At 66.2% G+C, this 17,078-nt stretch carries 18 protein-coding genes; 10 read left to right on the top strand and 8 right to left on the bottom strand.

Annotated elements, in window-relative coordinates; all coding sequences use genetic code 11:
* Positions 1–10: 10 nt before the first annotated feature.
* Together M3M54_RS12255 and M3M54_RS12250 are read right to left on the bottom strand one after the other, a co-directional pair.
* Positions 11–3,028, bottom strand: a complete 3,018-nt coding sequence (locus M3M54_RS12255) for a molybdopterin-dependent oxidoreductase (RefSeq protein WP_249019331.1) — start codon at positions 3,026–3,028, stop codon at positions 11–13.
* Between the two features lie 15 nt (positions 3,029–3,043).
* Entirely contained in the window at positions 3,044–4,576 is a 1,533-nt protein-coding gene (locus tag M3M54_RS12250; protein ID WP_249019330.1) for a 4Fe-4S dicluster domain-containing protein, read from the bottom strand.
* A gap of 329 nt (positions 4,577–4,905) precedes the next feature.
* Between M3M54_RS12250 and M3M54_RS12245 the strand changes: the two genes are divergently transcribed.
* Complete coding sequence (locus M3M54_RS12245) at positions 4,906–5,895, top strand: amidohydrolase family protein (protein WP_249019329.1); 990 nt, start codon at positions 4,906–4,908, stop codon at positions 5,893–5,895.
* Between the two features lie 952 nt (positions 5,896–6,847).
* Here M3M54_RS12245 and M3M54_RS16720 read toward each other — a convergent pair.
* Complete coding sequence (locus M3M54_RS16720) at positions 6,848–6,982, bottom strand: hypothetical protein (RefSeq protein ID WP_256465779.1); 135 nt, start codon at positions 6,980–6,982, stop codon at positions 6,848–6,850.
* Positions 6,983–7,058: 76 nt separating this feature from the next.
* Here M3M54_RS16720 and M3M54_RS12240 point away from each other — a divergent pair, with 76 nt between their 5' ends.
* Positions 7,059–7,436, top strand: a complete 378-nt coding sequence (locus tag M3M54_RS12240; RefSeq protein ID WP_249019328.1) for a hypothetical protein — start codon at positions 7,059–7,061, stop codon at positions 7,434–7,436.
* A complete protein-coding gene (locus M3M54_RS12235) occupies positions 7,433–8,467 on the top strand; it encodes an integrase core domain-containing protein (RefSeq protein WP_249019327.1) in 1,035 nt (344 codons plus the stop codon). The genes M3M54_RS12240 and M3M54_RS12235 overlap by 4 nt, the downstream gene beginning before the upstream one ends.
* Before the next feature lie 573 nt (positions 8,468–9,040).
* Here the strand turns inward: M3M54_RS12235 and M3M54_RS12230 are convergent.
* Complete coding sequence (locus M3M54_RS12230) at positions 9,041–10,783, bottom strand: IS1634 family transposase (protein ID WP_249019326.1); 1,743 nt, start codon at positions 10,781–10,783, stop codon at positions 9,041–9,043.
* 292 nt (positions 10,784–11,075) lie between these two features.
* The gene (locus M3M54_RS12225) at positions 11,076–11,570 is read right to left on the bottom strand and encodes a GbsR/MarR family transcriptional regulator (RefSeq protein WP_249019325.1); all 495 of its coding nucleotides are present in this window, start codon (positions 11,568–11,570) and stop codon (positions 11,076–11,078) included.
* 94 nt (positions 11,571–11,664) lie between these two features.
* Here M3M54_RS12225 and M3M54_RS12220 point away from each other — a divergent pair, with 94 nt between their 5' ends.
* The 3 genes from M3M54_RS12220 (at position 11,665) to M3M54_RS12210 (ending at position 13,865) form a co-directional block, all read left to right on the top strand.
* Positions 11,665–12,564, top strand: coding sequence for an ABC transporter ATP-binding protein (locus M3M54_RS12220; RefSeq protein WP_249019324.1), 900 nt, complete (start codon positions 11,665–11,667; stop codon positions 12,562–12,564).
* Positions 12,561–13,343 carry an ABC transporter permease subunit gene (locus M3M54_RS12215; protein ID WP_249019323.1) on the top strand — a complete coding sequence of 261 codons (783 nt, stop codon included), beginning with the start codon at positions 12,561–12,563 and terminating at the stop codon, positions 13,341–13,343. The genes M3M54_RS12220 and M3M54_RS12215 overlap by 4 nt, the downstream gene beginning before the upstream one ends.
* A gap of 261 nt (positions 13,344–13,604) precedes the next feature.
* The gene (locus tag M3M54_RS12210) at positions 13,605–13,865 is read left to right on the top strand and encodes a hypothetical protein (RefSeq protein ID WP_249019322.1); all 261 of its coding nucleotides are present in this window, start codon (positions 13,605–13,607) and stop codon (positions 13,863–13,865) included.
* 253 nt (positions 13,866–14,118) lie between these two features.
* Here the strand turns inward: M3M54_RS12210 and M3M54_RS12205 are convergent, their stop codons facing one another.
* From M3M54_RS12205 to M3M54_RS12195, 3 genes are read right to left on the bottom strand one after another with little or no spacing between them, the layout of a single operon-like run.
* A complete protein-coding gene (locus M3M54_RS12205) occupies positions 14,119–14,466 on the bottom strand; it encodes a hypothetical protein (RefSeq protein ID WP_249019321.1) in 348 nt (115 codons plus the stop codon).
* Positions 14,467–14,468: 2 nt separating this feature from the next.
* A complete protein-coding gene (locus M3M54_RS12200; RefSeq protein WP_249019320.1) occupies positions 14,469–15,194 on the bottom strand; it encodes a hypothetical protein in 726 nt (241 codons plus the stop codon).
* On the bottom strand, positions 15,191–15,514 hold the full coding sequence (locus tag M3M54_RS12195) for a PadR family transcriptional regulator (protein ID WP_371878667.1): 324 nt from the start codon (positions 15,512–15,514) through the stop codon (positions 15,191–15,193). Before M3M54_RS12195 ends, M3M54_RS12200 begins: the two co-directional genes overlap by 4 nt.
* A gap of 313 nt (positions 15,515–15,827) precedes the next feature.
* On the opposite strand from M3M54_RS12195, the gene M3M54_RS12190 reads away from it, so the two are divergent.
* From M3M54_RS12190 to M3M54_RS12175, 4 genes are all read left to right on the top strand, one after another.
* A complete protein-coding gene (locus tag M3M54_RS12190) occupies positions 15,828–16,016 on the top strand; it encodes a hypothetical protein (RefSeq protein WP_249019318.1) in 189 nt (62 codons plus the stop codon).
* A gap of 57 nt (positions 16,017–16,073) precedes the next feature.
* A complete protein-coding gene (locus tag M3M54_RS12185) occupies positions 16,074–16,373 on the top strand; it encodes a hypothetical protein (protein ID WP_249019317.1) in 300 nt (99 codons plus the stop codon).
* Between the two features lie 184 nt (positions 16,374–16,557).
* The gene (locus M3M54_RS12180; RefSeq protein WP_256465778.1) at positions 16,558–16,806 is read left to right on the top strand and encodes a type II toxin-antitoxin system Phd/YefM family antitoxin; all 249 of its coding nucleotides are present in this window, start codon (positions 16,558–16,560) and stop codon (positions 16,804–16,806) included.
* Positions 16,803–17,063, top strand: a complete 261-nt coding sequence (locus M3M54_RS12175) for a Txe/YoeB family addiction module toxin (RefSeq protein ID WP_249019316.1) — start codon at positions 16,803–16,805, stop codon at positions 17,061–17,063. Before M3M54_RS12180 ends, M3M54_RS12175 begins: the two co-directional genes overlap by 4 nt.
* The last annotated feature ends 15 nt before the right edge of the window (positions 17,064–17,078 follow it).

Here is a 17,078-nt window from a genome sequence, read left to right as displayed (position 1 = left end):
GCTCAGACCATCATTGCGCAGTCGCGCTCGACGTGGCGTCGTCCCGGCGCGCGGCGACCGCGTTCGGCAGCGGCCCCCAGGCCTCAAGCGGCGACCAGTCCACCGCCTCGGCCATCGCCTCGAGCCCCTCGATCGCGCTCCCCGCGCCGGCCGCGGCGCGCGCCTGCAGCGTGCGCTCGTCCTGCGGCAGCAGGTAGGTCTCGCGCGTCGGCTTGACCTGGCGGAACATCCATAGCGGCCGGCGCAACTCGCCGCGCGCGGGCCGTGTCAGGCCCATCCACTTGCGGTATACCTCGCGGGACCGCGAGAGGTCGATCCAGACGTCTCCGTACTGGTCGCCTGGGCGGGCCGGCGCGGCCCGCACCTTCTGGTGCCAGCAGTGCATGCCGCTGACCGGGTCCGGGTGCACCGGGAAGGTGATGTTCTGGTGCACACCGGCATCCGACCACCAGATGCGGCTCGAGCTCGGGTCCTCTGAGTCAAACGGCCGCACGCCGTGCAGGCGTCTGAAACGCATCGTCTCGCCGTCCTCCTTTAGATCCACCAGCGCGGTTGACCAGCGCTCGCCGCCGTTGTCCTCCTTGAGGCGCCAGCGGCCCATGTGGTGGGAGGCGGCGATCACCCCGGGACGGATGCCCTCGGTCACGAGCGCCTTGATCACGAAGAAGCCGATCTCGGTCTCGACGCGCACCAGCCCGCCGGTCTTTACCCCGATCCGCTCGGCGTCCTGCGGGCACACCAGCAGTGGGTGGGTGTGGGAGAGCTCGTTGAGGTGCTTGGCGTTGCCCGAGCGGGTGTGGATCAGCGTCGGCAGACGGTAGGTCGGCACCAGCAGGTACTCGCCCTGCTCGTGGTCGATCAGCGAGTGGTGCACGTGCGTGCGTGCGTAGGTCGGGACCACGAACTCCGGCCAGCCCCACTCCGCGAGCGTCTCGGAGTACAGCTCGAGCTTGCCGGAGCGGGTGTTGAAGCCACGCCGCACCTCGCCCTCGACCTCCACGCCCAGCGTGTCGGGGTCACCGGTCAGCGGCAGGTGGCCGTCGCTCGGAGCCCCGCGCCGGACCGTCCGCTCAGGCTCCTCGATCTGGATGTCGCCGAGCAGATCGGCGGCCACCTGCGCCTCCTGGCCGTGGTAGTCGTCGCGCGAGATCTCAACGGCGCCGTAGCGGCGCATGTAGGCGAGCGGGTCAAGCCCCTCAGCGGCAGCCTTCTCGGGCAGGCCGGGGACCGAGTGCTCGAACATCCAGCGGTAGTACTCGTCGATCTTGATCTTCTCGCCGGGTCGGTAGGGGGACTCGTAGTACTGGCGGATGCCCAGCGAGCCGTCGGGGTCGGCACGCCAGGAGACCTCGATCCAGAACTCGCCCTCCTCCCAGACCTCACCGGGGTTGGCCTCATAGGTGAACTCGACCGGCCGGCCCATGCGCTCGAGCGCCACGCGGCGCACCGGCTGGCGAAAGCCCAGCCAGCGCCCGGCGTGCGTCTCGTAGGACTGGGTGTCGTGACGCTCGGGCGCGTGGCCCATAGGCAGGACGTAGTCGGCCCACCAGGAGGACTCAGACCAGGTGGGTGTGAGCGCGCCGTGGAGCCCGACCTTCTGCTCGTCGCGCAGTGCCCGTATCCAGCTGCCGCCGTCGGGGAAGGTCCAGATCGGGTTGAGCACGCGGGTGAACAGCACCGGCTGGTGGGCGCGCTCGTCGAGCAGGAAGTGCGGGTAGAGGATGCTCATCTCGTTGCAGGAGAGCGGGTACTCGCGTGGCCAGTTGATCTCGTTCCACTGCTGGTTGGGCTCGGGCCTGCGCCAGGGCGCGGGGATGAACTTGTCCCAGGCGTTGGGCGACATGCCTCCCTCCGTGCCGACCGACCCGGTGAGGGCGTTGAGCAGCACCAGGCAGCGTGTGATCTGCCAGCCGTTGAGGTTGCCGGCGGCGGCGGCCCGCCAGATGTGGGCGCTGAAGCGCGTGCCGGCCTGGGCGATCTCGCGCGCGATCTGGACGGTCGTCTGGGCGGGGACGCCCGACTCGGCCTCGGCGAACTCAGGCGTGTAGCGGGCGTACTCGGAGCGCAGTTCGGCGATGAAACGGTCGAGCGTCGGCTCGGCGTCCGGCGCACGGTGCGCGAGGTAGGTGCGCCAGTTGACCCAGCGGTCGATGAACGGCCGGTTGTACCAGCCCTCGTCGAGCAGAATCTTTGCGATCGCCAGCAGCACCGCGCCCTCCGTGCCGGGCCAGGCCGGCAGCCAGTAGTCGGCCGTGGTGGCGGTGTTGGACAGCCGCGGGTCGATCACCGCCACCTTGGCGCCATGGTGGCGGGCCTCGGTGATGCGCTGTGCGTGCGGGTTGAAGTAGTGGCCCGACTCGAGGTGCGCCGAGATCAGCAGGATGAACTTGGCGTTGGCAAAGTCGTTGGAGGGACGGTCCATCCCGGACCAGAAACCGTAACCGCAGCGGCCGCCGGAGGAGCAGACATTGGTGTGCGAGTTGTGCCCGTCCGATCCCCACGTCTCCAGGAAACGGTCGGCGAACCCGTCCTCGCCGGGCCTTCCGACGAAGTACAGGACATCGTTGGGCCGCTTGGCGGCAAACGCCGCGTGCATCCGCTCCGCGAAGGTGTCCAGGACGTGGTCCCAGCTGACGCGCTCCCACTCACCGCCACCGCGCGGCGTGCCGGGTTTGCGGCGCATCGGGTAGAGGATGCGATCGGGATCGTTCACCTGGTTGATGGTCGCCGGGCCCTTGGCGCAGTTGCGCCCGCGCGAGCCGGGGTGGTAGGGGTTGCCCTCGAGCTTGCGGATCTCGAGCGTCTCTTTGTCAACGAACGCGGTCAGGCCACAGCCGGACTCGCAGTTGAAGCAGACGGTTGGCACCAGCATGTACTCGCGTGGCACGCGCTTGGGCCACTGGGCGGGGTCGTACTCGGTCCAGTCGTCCCAGCGCTCGATCGGCGGGTAGCTCTGAAGCGTCTTGTCCCTGGGGCCGTAGCCAGTGGGGCGCCGTGCGCCTTTGCGATCGATTCCGGACGGTTGCACTTGGTTTTGCTCCAATCAGCTGAGCGGTACGGACTGTCCGGCCCGCACCCAGGCGTCTTCGTAGAACCACAGGCCGATCAGCGCCAGCGCGCCACCGGCGGCCAGGACGCCGGTGCCACCGATCGCCAGGTAGACGGTGCCGAGGACGGCGGGTGCCAGCACGCCGGTGAGCATGCCGCCCAGCCAGAAACGCTTGGCGAAGCGGTCCCGCCAGAGGTTGTGAGCGGCGATCTCGGCCTGCCGTGTGAGGTGCCGCAGGCCGAAGAGGTCGAGCACGATGATCGCGGCGCTGGCGCCGACACCGAGCGTCAGGGTCCAGCCCAGCGCCCGCATGTCGTCGGCGGGCGCGTGGACGAAGAGCGCCATGACCCCCAGCGAGCCGGCACCCGCGATCAGCGCGTTGACGATCGTGTGGGAGACGAGCAGCGGGCTCTGCCAGAGGTCGCGCCCCTCGGCCTGGTTGAAGAGGAAGGCCGTGTAGCCGGCGAGCGCCAGGCCGGCGGGAACCATGGGCCACAGCAGCGCCGAGCGCACGCCGTCAGCCCCGACGATGCTCGCCACCAGGAAGGCCGTGGCCACCACGCCCGCGACATTGATCAGCTGCGCACCGATCGCCAGCGCCGAGCGCCACTGCGGATAGATGAACAGGTAGTAGAAGCGCTTGGGCTGCTTGAGATCCGTCACGAGAAACACACCGGTCAGCGCGATCCCCGCGAGCGCCAGCGCGCCGGGCACGATGTCGGCCAGGTGCGAGCCGTGCGCACCGAGCACGAGCAGGAGCACCGCCAGCATCATCGCCCCCGCCGAAACCCCCTTGGACAGGAAGTAGCTCGAGACGCGCCAGCCCCACGGCGGCGGATGGGCGATGTCTCCCATCGACCGGGCGGTGGCGTTGGCGGTCAGCGGCGCGAGCTTCTCGGCCTGGGTCGGCGGCACCTCAGTCATCAGAAACGCATCGCCACCGCCGACCATCGTCGGTTCAAGGGACGCCTCCTGGGCGCCGATGTAAAAGACCTTCGGCCGGGTCCCATGCTCGGGCGCCCGCACCTGCGTGGCCTCGGTGTTGAGCAGGCGTGTGATCTCAGAGTCCGGGTCGTCCAGGTCGCCTGAGAGGATCGCGTCGGTCGGGCATACGACCTCGCACGAGGGTTTCAGCCCTACGTCGACGCGGTGGGCGCAGAAGTTGCACTTCGCGGCCGTGTGCGACTTCGGGTCGATGTAGAGCGCGTCGTAGGGGCAGGCGTTCAGGCACATCTTGCAGCCGATGCAGCGCTGCGGATCGAAGTCGACGATCCCGTCCTCACGCTTGAAGAGCGCGGTGACGGGGCAGGCGGTCACGCAGGGAGCATCCTCACAGTGGTTGCAGCGCAGCACCGAGAAGAAGCGCCGTGTGTCCGGGAACTCCCCCTGCTCGATGTACTTGACCCAGGTGCGGAAGACACCGAGCTCAACCCCGTGCTCCTCCTTGCAGGCGACCGTGCAGGCGTGACAGCCGATGCACGAGCGCTGGTCGATCGCAAAGCCGAAGCGGGTCACAGCGGGCAACATTGGCGCACTTGTGCGAAAAGTTCCATTCCGGTTCCGACACATCGATTCCATAACGGAATGTAGGCGCTCTCCGCCTGGCTCGGTGGACCGGACGCGGTCGACGACCAAGCGTCCACGGCCGACCGTGGGCCGACTGGACGATGCGCGGCGCAGAGTCAGGTGCAGCCATCGCCGGCCTTGCGAGCGCAGGCAGGTTGATTGCGTAGACAACAACAACTCCGCGGAGTTGCGTCTCGGGGACCTGCCGAGTGTGGTGGCCCGTGCGGCGCTATGTTGACGCTGGTCGGCGAGCGGCGCAGTCGGACAGCGCGCGAACAGGAGGCAGGTAGATGAAGACCATCGGCACCGAGGAGCACTTCGTCACCGACTACGTGCTCGCTGCCTGGAAGCAGGCCGCAGCGGCCGACAGCCAGGGCGATCCGCGGGCGCTCCCGCCCGGCGAGATGGGCGAACGATTGCTCGAGGTGGGCGCGCGGCGGATCGCGGCGATGGATGAGGCCGGGCTCGATGTGCAGGTCATCTCGCTGACCTCCCCCGGCCTCAACGACCTCTCCGCAGACGAGGCCGTGCGCCTGCAGACCCTCGCCAACGATCACATCGCGCAGCTGGTGGACGCCCACCCCGACCGCCTGCAGGGTTTTGCCACGCTCGCCTGCCCGAACCCCGAAGCGGCGGCTGGCGAACTCGAACGCGCGGTCAGGAAGCTCGGGCTGCAGGGCGCGCTGATCTTCGGACGCACCGGCGAGCGCAACCTCGACCACGCCGGCAACTGGCCGATCTTCGAAGCGGCCCAGGCGCTGCGAGCGCCGCTGTACATCCACCCACAGGCACCCCAGGCGGCCGTGCGCACCGCCCTGTACTCGGGCTTTGGCGAGGCCATCGACAGCGCCTTTGCGCGCCACGGCATCGGCTGGCACTACGAGTCGGGCGTACAGTTCCTGCGCCTTGCCCTGGCCGGCGTCTTGGACCGCTTCCCCGACCTGCAGGTGATGCTCGGCCACTGGGGTGAGGTGATCCTGTTCTACCTGGACCGCGCCGACGACCTGGCCGCGCAGGCGGGACTGCCGCTGAGCTTCTCCGAGTACATCCGCCGCAACGCACACATCACAGCCGGCGGGGTTTACAGCGAGCGCTACCTGCGGTGGGCGGTTGAGGTCGCGGGCGTCGAGCGGATCATGTTCGCCACCGACTACCCCTACAGACCCGGCCCAGAGGGCGGTGTCGGTGGGTTCCTGCGCCGTACAGGACTGAGCCAAGCCGACCAGGAGCTGATCGCCTCCGGCAACTGGGAGCGGCTTGTCGACGGCATCCGCCGCTGAGCACGAGCGCCACGGACCGGCGCGCCGCGACGGTGAGCCGCCGCGCATCCGCAGGACACTCCGACCGGGTCCATCCTCGAACCGCGCTGATCGTCGTCCGGACGCCCGCGCTCGAGGTCAATAGCACGCACCACGGTTCCGAGGATCGTGGACCCGTTCTTGACTGGCGGCCGATGCGATGCTGAGCCGGGGCTGGCCGCGGTGAGCACCCGCGCCCTGGCCGGTTACGCGACCGTTGCTTCTCTGGACACATCGCCACCGTGGAAGGCCACGCGCAGGCGTCGCTTCAGGCGAGAGTACGCGTCTACCAGGGTGACCAGGGGCGAAACGTTGCGACGATCGAGGCTCCGCTCGCGGTGTTCCCCGCGGCCGCGCAGCGTACCGGCCAACAGACACAGGCGCCACACAGTGGGCGATCCAGGATTCGAACCAGGGACCGCTTCCTTATCGCACGTCGAATGAGACCTCAGTTTCGCCAGAACCAGGTTCGACTTGACACGCGCCTAGTCGCCGATCCGCTCGCGAGTCCGTCTTCCTTTGAATCGTGACTGCGATTGTCAGCGACGGCAGGTCTTGCTCGATGCCATCGGCGACGATCTCGTGCAGCGTGTGGAAGTAACGATGAGTGCGGCGATCGCGCATTCGGGCGATCTCACACCGAGGAACTGCCGGCAAGCATGTGAGCGCCACAGACCGCGGTACCGGGCACGGGCAGCCTGGCCCGCAGCAAGCGTTTGGGCAGGCGCGGTGCCGTGCGCGCCGCGCCGGGAAAGCCGGCAGCGACCGCAACCGGACGGTCTGACTCCGGGCGCGGTCGCTGCCGTCTCCGACTCGGCTGGGCGCGCAGCTGTTTTCATGTGCCCACCCGGCTTGGTCGCGTGTTCCTCCGTGTCGCTTGAGGCGACCGTGCCGATTCCCTGCTCCATTTCAGGTGCGAGACCCAGGACGCCTGTTACCAGGTCGAGCGTCGCATGACGAGCAACAGCACGGCGAAGACGATGATGAGAAGGAGCAGCGGGTGCACGGCGATGCCGAGTGCCACCGCTACCACGGTGATGAGTGCTGCGAGCAGCAGGTCTCGAACCATTGATGCCTCCGGTTATGGTTTGCGTCTGGCTTCGCGATAGAGGTAGGGTCGTTTTTCAACCTTAAGCTGGGTAGCTTTGGGGGCCTTGATCCAGGAGGTCCAGATGATGGAGAACGGCAAGCGCAAAGCTCGCCGGCAGCTGTCGCCGGAGGAGAAGTGGGAGCTGTTTTTGGAGGTCGCCTCGAAGGAGATCTCGCAGGCGGACGCGGCCCGGAAGTATGGGGTGGATGTGTCGGTGATCATCCGGCTCAGGGCGTTGGCGAAGGATGCGGCGTTGGTGGCGTTCGCCTCCGCGAAGCCGGGGCGGGTCTCATCGCCCGAGCAGCTGGAGCTGGAGGCGTTGCGGTCCGAGAACGCGCAGCTGACCGAGACGATCAAGGAGCAGGCGATCGAGCTTTCGTTGCACAGGGGAAAGCAGCGCTCGGGCTTACTGGCCCGGTCCCCGCGCGGGTGAGTGCGGGGGTCAAGCTCGAGCTTCTGGGCCTGATCGATGATGCTGTCGGGCGGGGGTGGTCGCACGCGCGGGCGTGCCGGGTGCTGCAGGTAGAGGATGTGCGCGTGCACCGCTGGCGGGCGCGCCTCAGAGAGACCGGGAGCTTGGAGGACCAGGCTCCGGGTGGCGGGGCGGTGCACAGCCTGCTTGAGTGGGAGGAGCAGGCGATCCTCTGCCTGATCGAGACGTGGGGGCCGGTGGACCGTTCGCATCGCAAGCTCGCACACCGCGGCAGCTATACCGGGACGGTGTTCGTGAGCCCGTCCACGGTGTTGCGTGTGGCGCTCAAACACCAGGTCACGCTCCCTGGGGAGCCGGTTCGCGCACGCCCGCAAACACCCGTGTTTCCCGTGATTAGCTGGGAGAAGAACCGGATCTGGATTTGGGATGCAACCCACTTTGCGCGTGCCAAGCGGGTTGCTTACGCGATCGTTGATGTCGTGACCCGCTACTGGATCGGATACCTGCTCACCTCAGAGCAAACCTCAACCCAGGTGCAGCTGCTGTTCGCCCAGGCGCTCGAGGACCAGGGGCTGCTCGGCCCCGACGGACGACCGCTTGCCAGCGTTGATCAGCCGCCGCCTGCTGTTATCGACGAGCCTGACGAGCTGCCGGTGCTGGTCGCGTGGTCTGATAACGGGACCGAGATGACCGCGATCGACACCCGCCAGTTCATGGCGATCATGTTGATCACCCAGCATCACGGCCGGCCCGGCACACCCACAGACCAGGCGCACATCGAGAGCTTCTTCAGCCACGTCAAAGGCGAATGGCCGCTGCTTTTAGCGATCAGCGACCCCGCCGTGCTCGACCAGACACTCGCGCGTGTGCGCACCGAATACAACACCGTGCGCCTGCACGCCGCGATCGGCTACGTCACCCCCGATGATGAGCACTCAGGCCGCGGACCCGCCATCCGCCGCGCCCGCGCCGCAGGGCTTCGGCAGGCTCGGGCCGACCGGATCCGTCAGAATCGAGCAGACAAGAAATGACACGCCCAGACCACACCACAAGCGCGCACGCCCTCCCGGGGAAGAGGCGCGCTTTTGAGGGGGTCGCCCGCCGGCTGGACGCCGGCGGAACCACAGCAAGGACGCTGCCCCGGACCCCGGTCCGGACACCAACCAGCCAGCCCTCACCACCAGCTCAGCGTTGGGTTAGAAAATGCGACCGCTCTATCAAAGAGTCAGACACACCGCAGTTATCGTGTCGGGTGGCTATCTACCCAGTGCCATCGGCAGGCAACCCGTAGCGCTGTCAACCAACCGGTGGGCTGCCTGGAACAGACGCTGTTGAGGCATCCGGGCGGCGGCAGCAGTTCGCACTGGGCAAGCGATGAACGCGCCCCGGTGGTCTGTACGAGTCTGCACGAGACCGATCTCCGCCAAGCCCGCGCCGGAGTCGCGCGTGATCCCGTCATGCTCGACGTCGGGTCCTCCATCCTCAGGGATTCCGGCGACGCGGAGCCAAAATCGGAACGCCTAGGCCGAAGTTCCCCCCGGTGACGCGGCGAAATCTGGCTTATTTGCTGGGATCGTCAGGGTTTTGGGGTGTCGGGGTTGTGTCTACTTGATCACGACTGGGGCGTTCGTGGTGAGCTTGAGCGCTTGGGCTTGGAGTGCTGTGGGCTGGGTCAGCTTCTCGAACGTGTCGGTCCGGCCGGCGAGTCGGGTGCGGTTCCGGGTCTGGGTCGCCAGTTCGCTGAGCAGCGTCTGGTAGCTGTGAGCAGTGCCGCCGTCGGTCGTCTGTTTCGTCCGGGCCTTGGTCTCAGCTTCGGGTGAGCGGACGGCTTTGGCGACCGGGTCGTCGTTCTCGGGGCGGTTCTCGTCGGTGAACAACAGCGGTTTCCATGCGGCCTTCAAATGCCAGGTGAGGTAGTAAGCGAGCATGCAGATCAGCACATGGGACCGGACCCGGTTCTCGAGGTGGTGATGGATCGGCCGGATCTGTAGGTCCGGGCCTTTCAGGGACCGGAACGCTCGCTCGGCCTGCTCAAGGTTCTTGTAGGTGCGGACGACATCTCCGGCTGGAACCTCAGCGGCGGTGTGGTTGGTGCGCAGGATGTAGAACCCGTCGAGGGCGGCCTCCGTGTCGATCTGCTCCTGTTTGCGCTGGTAGGTGAACTCCATGTCGCTTATGTGGATGTCGAAGTGTTTCTTGACGTGGAAGCGCTTCAGGGCCGGCCCGACGGCCAGGCCGATCTGCGCTGAGCCGAGCAAAGTGCCTTTGTCCACCCGGGTCTTGATCGCCGCCAGTTCCTGCTCTGTCGCGTCCAGCAACAGGGTGCGTTTGCGGGCGCGCTGAGCACCAACAAGTGGGTTGCGGCACACGATCAAACGCTCCCCAGGGAACTCGTTGACGTCGGTAATCTCGCCGAGGTTCTGCTGATCGAACAGCGACGGCTGGAAGATGCCGTCGCGGACGAGTTTCTTGATCGTGGGGGCCTTCAGCGCAGTGATCCACGACACCCCCTCCGTCGCGGTCAAGGTCTCGATGTTCGCTTTGGTGACCATCCCGCGATCAGTCACAACAGTGACACGCGCCAGCCCGAAGCGGTCCTTGACCTTCCTGACCTGTGCGGGGAGGGTCTTGTCGTCATGGGTCTCGCCGGAGAACACCTCGATGCTGACGGGCCGGCCGTGCTTGTCACAGAGCAACCCGTAGACGATCTGGGGCAGGTTCTTCTGTCCGTCCCGCGAGTAGCCGAGCTTCCCCAAAGGACAGGCGCGGCCCTCGAAATAGGAGGAGGACACGTCATAGAGCACCATCTCCCCAACGTTGAGGTGACGCTTGGCGAGACGGTCCTCGATCCGGGCCTGGCGCTCGTAAAGCCAGTCCATCGCGGCGTAAAGATCGTCCTCATCAACACCTTCGACCCCGAGCTCTGACGCCAGCGTCGACTGCCCCAACGAGCGCACGGTCGACAGCTTCGATCCCGGGGAGATCACCCGCGAGACGATCATCGCCATGCACAGATCCCGATCACGCGAGGACCGCGGGTCCAGCAGCTCCGCCAAACCCAGCCGCCGCGCCATGATCAGCGCGGCGTTCACATGCCCCGCGGGCAAGGACCGCTCGATCTCGAACGCGTCATCGGCGCTCATCAGGCTCTCGCCCGCCAGCACCCGCCGGATCGCGTCGATCGCCTCGGCCGGGAGGTGCGACAGGTTCGCGAGCGTTTCCTTCTTGACCTTCCCGTCTTGCCGATATGACCGCCGCAACAAGGTCGCGGTGTACTCCTTCTCACCACGACGAATCCTGTTCGTGACCACATGCATCGCACCGATGTGACGTGTCTTCGCTGGCATGCCTGGACTATATCGCATCCACCGGACGGATGTTGTGACTACACTGTTGCCCGTAGAAAAGGCCGCTATCCCCGACGAACACAGGGAATGCGGCCGTTTTCAAGCGTGACTACCGAAGGAACTTCGGCCTAGGCTGAAGCTGCGGACTACGAAGTCGTCACCGGTGATGTTGGCCTGCCGGTATCGCCCTCTCCTACGGGGACCGCGGCGCGCTGCCCTGCCAACTGCTCGACCACAATCCGCTGGTTTAGCGGCCGTGTCAGGGGGGCCGCTTTGGCTGGGGAGCCGTGGCTCAGGTCGCTGTGGGTGGTCGTTGGTTGGTGCGTGTCTTTGCCCAGCGGGCAAGGAGTTCGCGTAGCTCGTCGCTGAGGAACTCGAAGAAGGCCAGGGATTCGGCAAGGCGTTTTCCGGCTGGTGTGGTCGGTCCGAGGGCCTGGACGCCGTCGCGGGTTGTGGTGATCCATCGGTTGAGGACCTGCTCGCGGCGGGCGACCGCCTCGTACCAGGTGGGGTTCTTCAGGACGTAGCGGTGGCTGCGGCTGCCGGGCTGGCGCTCGCGTGCGATGAGATCGACGTGCGCAAGGTAGTTCACGGCGCCGGAGATCGCGGCGCGACTGACCTGCAGTTGGTCGGCGAGTTGGGTGGCGGTGAGTCCTTCGGTGTCGGTCGCGAGCAGCGCGGCGAACACGAGCGATGGCATCTGTGGCATGCCGGCGTCGACGAGTGCCGAGGCGAAGCTCTCGATGAATTGGCGCACCCCGCGGTCATCGCGGTCGTCAGCGGACAAAGATCCGCCCCGATCCAAGGTTCGCGTACGTCTGAAATGTATGTAACCTACGAATCACGTGGCAGTCGAGTGTATTACTCCGGAGGGGTGAGCCGTGCAGGCCGGACCGGTGATCGCGACGCGGGGATTGTCGAAGGATTACGGCTCGGGGCGGGGACTGGTCGAGCTCGACCTGGAGGTCGGCCAGGGGGAGGTGTTCGGCTTGCTCGGTCCCAATGGGGCGGGCAAGTCGACGATGCTGCGCTTGTTGCTGGATCTGATCAAGCCGACCGCAGGCTCGGCCCGGGTGCTCGGGTTGGACTCGATCAGTGACAGCCTGGAGGTGCGAGGTCGAGTCGGGTTCCTTCCGGGGGATCTCGCGCTATACCCCAAGCTGACCGGAGGGGGTGTCCTGGAGTACTTCACGCAGCTGCGCGGCGGCGTGGACAGGCGTGTACGCGACGCTCTGGTCGAGCGCTTCGATGCTGTGCTGGATCGTCCGATCCGCCAGCTCTCGGCCGGGAACCGACAGAAGCTCGGGCTCGTTCAGGCGTTCATGCACGAGCCCGAGTTGCTGATCCTCGACGAGCCAATTGCCGGTCTGGATCCTCTCGTGCAGCGGAGCTTTCACAGCCTGTTGAGCGAGGTGAGAGCACAAGGACGTACCGTGCTGCTCTCCTCCCACACCCTGTCGGAGGTGGAGCGGGTCACCGACCGGCTGGCGATCCTGCGAAACGGTCGACTTGTCGTGGTGGACTCGGTTGAGAACCTCCGACGCGTCGCCGTCCAGCGTCTGGAGATCGAGTTCGCTGCTCCGGTCGATCCAGCAGAGTTCCGTGCGCTTCCCGGCGTCGTCGACGCAGCGGCCGTCGATGCGACAGTGACGGTGAGCTTCGAGGGCTCGGCCGATCCGGTCGTCAAGGTCGCCGCCAGTCACTACGTCCGCGCGGTGCGCCCGCAAGACGGCGACCTGGAAGACATCTTCTTGCGCTACTACCGCACGGACACGACATGAGCCGGCCCGTGACCCAACTCACGCTCCGCCTGCGACTCCCAAGCACGATGTCGGCAGCGGTCGGCCTGATCGCCGTGATGGCTGCCGTCGGCGCGCTGTTCCCAGCCGTCGGGCACTCGATCGGAAAACTCCACGTCCCCAAGAGCGTCGGGAACCTGCTGGGCGGCGGCGACTACGGCACCGTCACAGGCTGGTTTCGTAGCGAGATCGCCATCATCTACGCCCCGCTCGTGATCGGAGCCCTGGCGATCACTGGCGCCTCCGCAGCCACCGCAGGCGAAGAGGAGGACCGGATCCTGGCGCTCGTGCTCGCGTACCCGATCCGCCGCTCCCGGCTCATCATCGCCAAGGCCGCCGCGATCGCCGCCGTCGTGTTGATCATCGCGTTGGCGGTCTGGATCGGGCTGATCCTCGGCGTCGCCCTCGCTGGTGGCGGAATCACGATCTGGCACATCACCGCTCTCGCCGTCCAACTCGCCTTCTTCGGCCTGGCGATCGGAGCGCTCGCGATCACCCTCGCCGCCGCCACCGGCCGTCGATCGCTCGCTACCGGCGTCGCCGCGGGTGTCGCGGTCCTCGGCTGGCTGATCAACAGCTTCGCGCCGCTCGTCAGCGTTCTCAGCTGGTTGAAATACGTTTCACTCTTCTACTACTACACAGGCCACGACCCACTCACACGCGGCATCGACCTCCCCAGCCTCGTCGTTCTCGGACTCGTCACCTTCCTGCTGATGGCGATCGCCATCAGGAGCATCGAACGGCGCGACCTCCGAGCCTAAACAGCGGCAGTCATCCGTGGGGCAAGCCCCGCCGGCCGACCGGCGCCACAAGCCCTCACGTCGCGCTTGCCAGAGCGCTGCCCGGCACCAACCACGCGAGCGCGAGTACCCCACGCGCATCGACGCAGGTCCGGGACGTAGCAGGGCCATGCACCTCGTATCCGCCCGCCAGAACCAGGACGCGCGCCTGGTCGCCAACGGAATCGCACGTCGGTTCCTCAGTGGCCCGATGGAAGCGATCGTCAGATAACGTCACTTACGATGAGGCTGTTCACTCCACTGGCCGCCGTGGATGCCGACCGGGCGGTGCGCGGCGCTCTCCGCGGCGACTTCTTCTGGGTTGACAATCCTGTCCCCTACGAGGCACCAGACGACGCTGTCTGGGTGGCGATAGATGTGCCGGACGTACGGCTGCCCAAGTTTGAATCGAGCGAGAATCAGGGACGCGGCTACCGAGCGTTTCGTATCCCGTCTCGGATAACCAACCTCCATCGAGCGGAACGGGTCCAGCTCCCGATCTGACCCGAACAACGAGCAGGCGCAACTTGTCGCCAAACCTATAGCCAGTGGCGAATGGCCCAAACGCTGAAAGCGATTGTGATCGCGGTGCCTCCCGTTCCGCGCAAAGCGGGTGCCGTTGAGCCGCGTCTGAGACGCGCGCGGCCGCGTGAAAGCGGGTCTCGGCGCGGTGGTAGCCGGATGTCGTCGTGGGACTCGTCCGTGAGCCTGCAAGCCCCTTCGGGCCGTTGTCGGCTGCCGAGGCGCGAGACCCGTTCTAATCGAGGGTTGTGATGCACTCGAGCGTGATCCAGTGGCTGCGGTCGCTACGCAGGCACTGGATCCACTGTTTGAGCGCGTGGGCGAAGCCTGGGGCGTGGCAGTCGAATTGGACCTGCTCGCCGTCGTTGATCGTGAAGGTTGCCGGGGGGCTGGAGAGCCCGATGTGCCGGTTGACGACGTGGAGCGAGCGGACCTGCAGTGTGTGTTCCCCGGGTGAGGTCGAGAACTGTACGGTTGCGCCATTGCGGATGCTGCCGGCGCTCTGGCCGTCGAGCACGATCTGATAGCGCCACGCCGCGTCGGCGAGCCGGGATGAGCGCATCAGTTGAAGTTGCGTGCTCATGGTCAGTTCCAGCTTGCGTTGTAAGGCTCCGCCTGCCGGATGAGCGCCGCCGTCTGGTCCGTGAGAGCGGAGCGTCTCTGACCGTTGTGTCGCCGCTGGTCGTAGTGCTTGTTTGAGTCGATGCTGATGATCAGAGCGCTCGCGACGAGGGCAGTTGTGCATAGAACGGCCCCGACGATCACGTCGGCAACCGCGTAGGAGCCTCCGTGTCGACTTAGCCCCGCCAGTAGGCTCACGGCGGTGAGGGTGAGGAGCGCGACCGCTCCGAAACGACCCCAGCGGTGTCCGCGGTCGTTGGCCCACGCGAGCGCCAGCCAGGCTGCCGCGGCGATCGGCGCGCCGATCTCAACTGCCTCCACCTGACTTTGAACCAGTGCAACGGCGCGTGCCCCCGTACCCGGGACGTGTCGCAACACAGCCGCGTCCACGGTGCCCTTGGTGACCACGACCACCATGAGTGCCGCTAGCTCCAAACAGCCGGTGAGCAGCATCAATCTCGCTCCCCAGAACACGGTCGGGACCGACCGCCGCGTCACAGGGGCGACCCGCAGTCGCAACGCACGCCACAGCAGATCTACCGTGTCCGCGACCCCCGGGCGGCGAAGTCCGTCCCGGGCGCAGGCGAGCAGAACGACGAGCATCTCCTCTTCGTGCTCGCGACGAAACGCCGAAGGGAAGCACGCCAGCAGCCGGCGGTAGCGTCGCTCGAGTTCACACGGGTCGCTCATGCTCCGGCCATCCCGGAATTCGACTGCAACCGCATCATTGCCACCCGCGCGTTGCCCCGCAGCCGCGCGGCCTCCTCAGCAAGCCGCTCACTACCAGCAGCCGTGAGCCGGTAATAGCGACGTAGGCGGCTGTCCGCGATCTCCTCACGATCGAGCTCCACCAAACCGTCGGCGCGCAACCTGTCCAGCGCCGTGTACAGGGTCCCCGCGCGTAGCTTTACGCGACCACCCGAGATCCCGGAGACATCGTTGACGATGCCGTAACCATGTTGGGGCCCTGACGCCAAAGCGGTGAGGATCATGAACGTCGGCTCATGCATGCTCTTGATTGGCATAACACAAACATATACCGACGCTCGGTATATATCAAGTGCCCGCCGCGGGCAGACGCATTAATCACGAGGCTACAGATCGCTTTCATCATCGTGGCTGCCAGTCCGGTGCCAGCATCCCTACTGACCGCGCCAAGCGTTCAGCCAAGAGCGACAACGGGAGCAGCCATATCCTCACTAGCGTTTGCCGCGGTTCCCTTACCCGCGCGTTGCAGGTCGGTCGCGGCCGTTGGCTGAGATGCGCGTGCGGCCATCGGAGCGGGTCTTTGGTGTCCGGGGTTGTGTATGCCACAATTGTTGGGTGAAGTCGATCAGGTTCAGCCGTAGCGCACAGCGACACAAGATCGGCAAAGCCCACACCTACCACGTCATGTCCACTTCTGAGCCGACGATCGTGACCGACCCGCAGACCAACCAGCCGACGCTGACCTGGATCGCAAACGACAGCCGTCAGCGCGAGCTGAAGATCGTCGCGATCAAGACCCGCTGACTGCCTCCTGGTCATCCACGTGATGCCGACCAGTCTCCGAAAGAGAGGACGCAACCGATGACAGAACAGATCGGGCCAATCGGTCCTGACATCGACCTCGACGAGGAAGAGGTCCGCCTGCCCGACGGCTCTCGTCTGACCGAAGCGGGCGCCAAGCAGCTCGCCGAGCGCGTGCTCGAGCAGCGGCGGGCCGGTCGTCCGTCGCTGATCGGCGGTAGCGCACATACCCCGCCGCTTACTGTGCGTGTCCGGCCCGATGTCCGCTCGGCCCTTGAAGAGATCGCCCACCAACAGGGTCGTCGGTTGGCGGACGTCAGCCGCGAAGCGCTAGACGAATACGTCGCGCGACACCGCTAACCCAGCGACAACCCGCAAGATAAGGTCAACTTCGGCACCAACATCGGGCGCCGGCTCCACCTTCCCGCGCAAAGCACAACCGCCGAGCTGTGGGTGAAGATGCACCCGTTTCGAGCAAAGCAAGAGACGCTCGTCGCGAAACAACCCCTGTGGTACCATTTCCGGTACGACCAAGGGAGGTCCGTTGGCGATCACAGCAAGCGAAGCACGGCGGGCGTTGTTCCCGCTCATCGAGAAGGTCAACGACGACCGCACTGCGATCGAGATCACGTCCAAGCGCGGCAACGCGGTACTGATGGCCGCCGAGGATTACGCAGCATGGCAGGAGACCGCCTATCTGTTCCGCTCTCCCGCAAATGCTCGCCGCTTGCTTGATGCCGCCGAGGCCGCCGAACGCGGCGAATTCGCAGAGCATCCGCTCGATCGCGAGTGAGGCTTGTCTTCACTCCCCAAGGCTGGGACGACTATTGCCACTGGCAGCAGTCCGATCGCTCGATCCTGAAGCGGATCAACCGGCTGATCGATGACGCGCTGCGCGACCCGACATCCGGAATCGGGAAACCAGAGCCACTCAAGTACGGAATCACCGGGACGTGGTCACGACGAATCACCGATGAGCACCGACTCGTCTACCGCGTCCTCAACGATGACCTCGTGATCCTTCAGGCTCGTTACCACTACCAGAAATAGCGCCGAAAACCCCTG

Origin of the sequence: Conexibacter sp. S30A1 (genome assembly GCF_023330665.1) — a bacterium.
GTDB lineage: Bacteria > Actinomycetota > Thermoleophilia > Solirubrobacterales > Solirubrobacteraceae > Palsa-465.
The sequence above is the reverse complement of the archived record's forward strand: the minus strand, read 5'-3'. Positions and strand labels throughout refer to the sequence as shown.

Bases quoted from the DNA above. Each gene is read 5' to 3' on its own strand.
- M3M54_RS12250 (WP_249019330.1), bottom strand. From the start codon at position 4,576: ATGTTGCCCGCTGTGACCCGCTTCGGCTTTGCGATCGACCAGCGCTCG.
- M3M54_RS12245 (WP_249019329.1), top strand. From the start codon at position 4,906: ATGAAGACCATCGGCACCGAGGAGCACTTCGTCACCGACTACGTGCTC.
- M3M54_RS16720 (WP_256465779.1), bottom strand. From the start codon at position 6,982: ATGGTTCGAGACCTGCTGCTCGCAGCACTCATCACCGTGGTAGCGGTG.
- M3M54_RS12230 (WP_249019326.1), bottom strand. From the start codon at position 10,783: ATGCCAGCGAAGACACGTCACATCGGTGCGATGCATGTGGTCACGAAC.
- M3M54_RS12215 (WP_249019323.1), top strand. From the start codon at position 12,561: ATGAGCCGGCCCGTGACCCAACTCACGCTCCGCCTGCGACTCCCAAGC.
- M3M54_RS12210 (WP_249019322.1), top strand. From the start codon at position 13,605: ATGAGGCTGTTCACTCCACTGGCCGCCGTGGATGCCGACCGGGCGGTG.
- M3M54_RS12205 (WP_249019321.1), bottom strand. From the start codon at position 14,466: ATGAGCACGCAACTTCAACTGATGCGCTCATCCCGGCTCGCCGACGCG.
- M3M54_RS12200 (WP_249019320.1), bottom strand. From the start codon at position 15,194: ATGAGCGACCCGTGTGAACTCGAGCGACGCTACCGCCGGCTGCTGGCG.
- M3M54_RS12195 (WP_371878667.1), bottom strand. From the start codon at position 15,514: ATGCATGAGCCGACGTTCATGATCCTCACCGCTTTGGCGTCAGGGCCC.
- M3M54_RS12185 (WP_249019317.1), top strand. From the start codon at position 16,074: ATGACAGAACAGATCGGGCCAATCGGTCCTGACATCGACCTCGACGAG.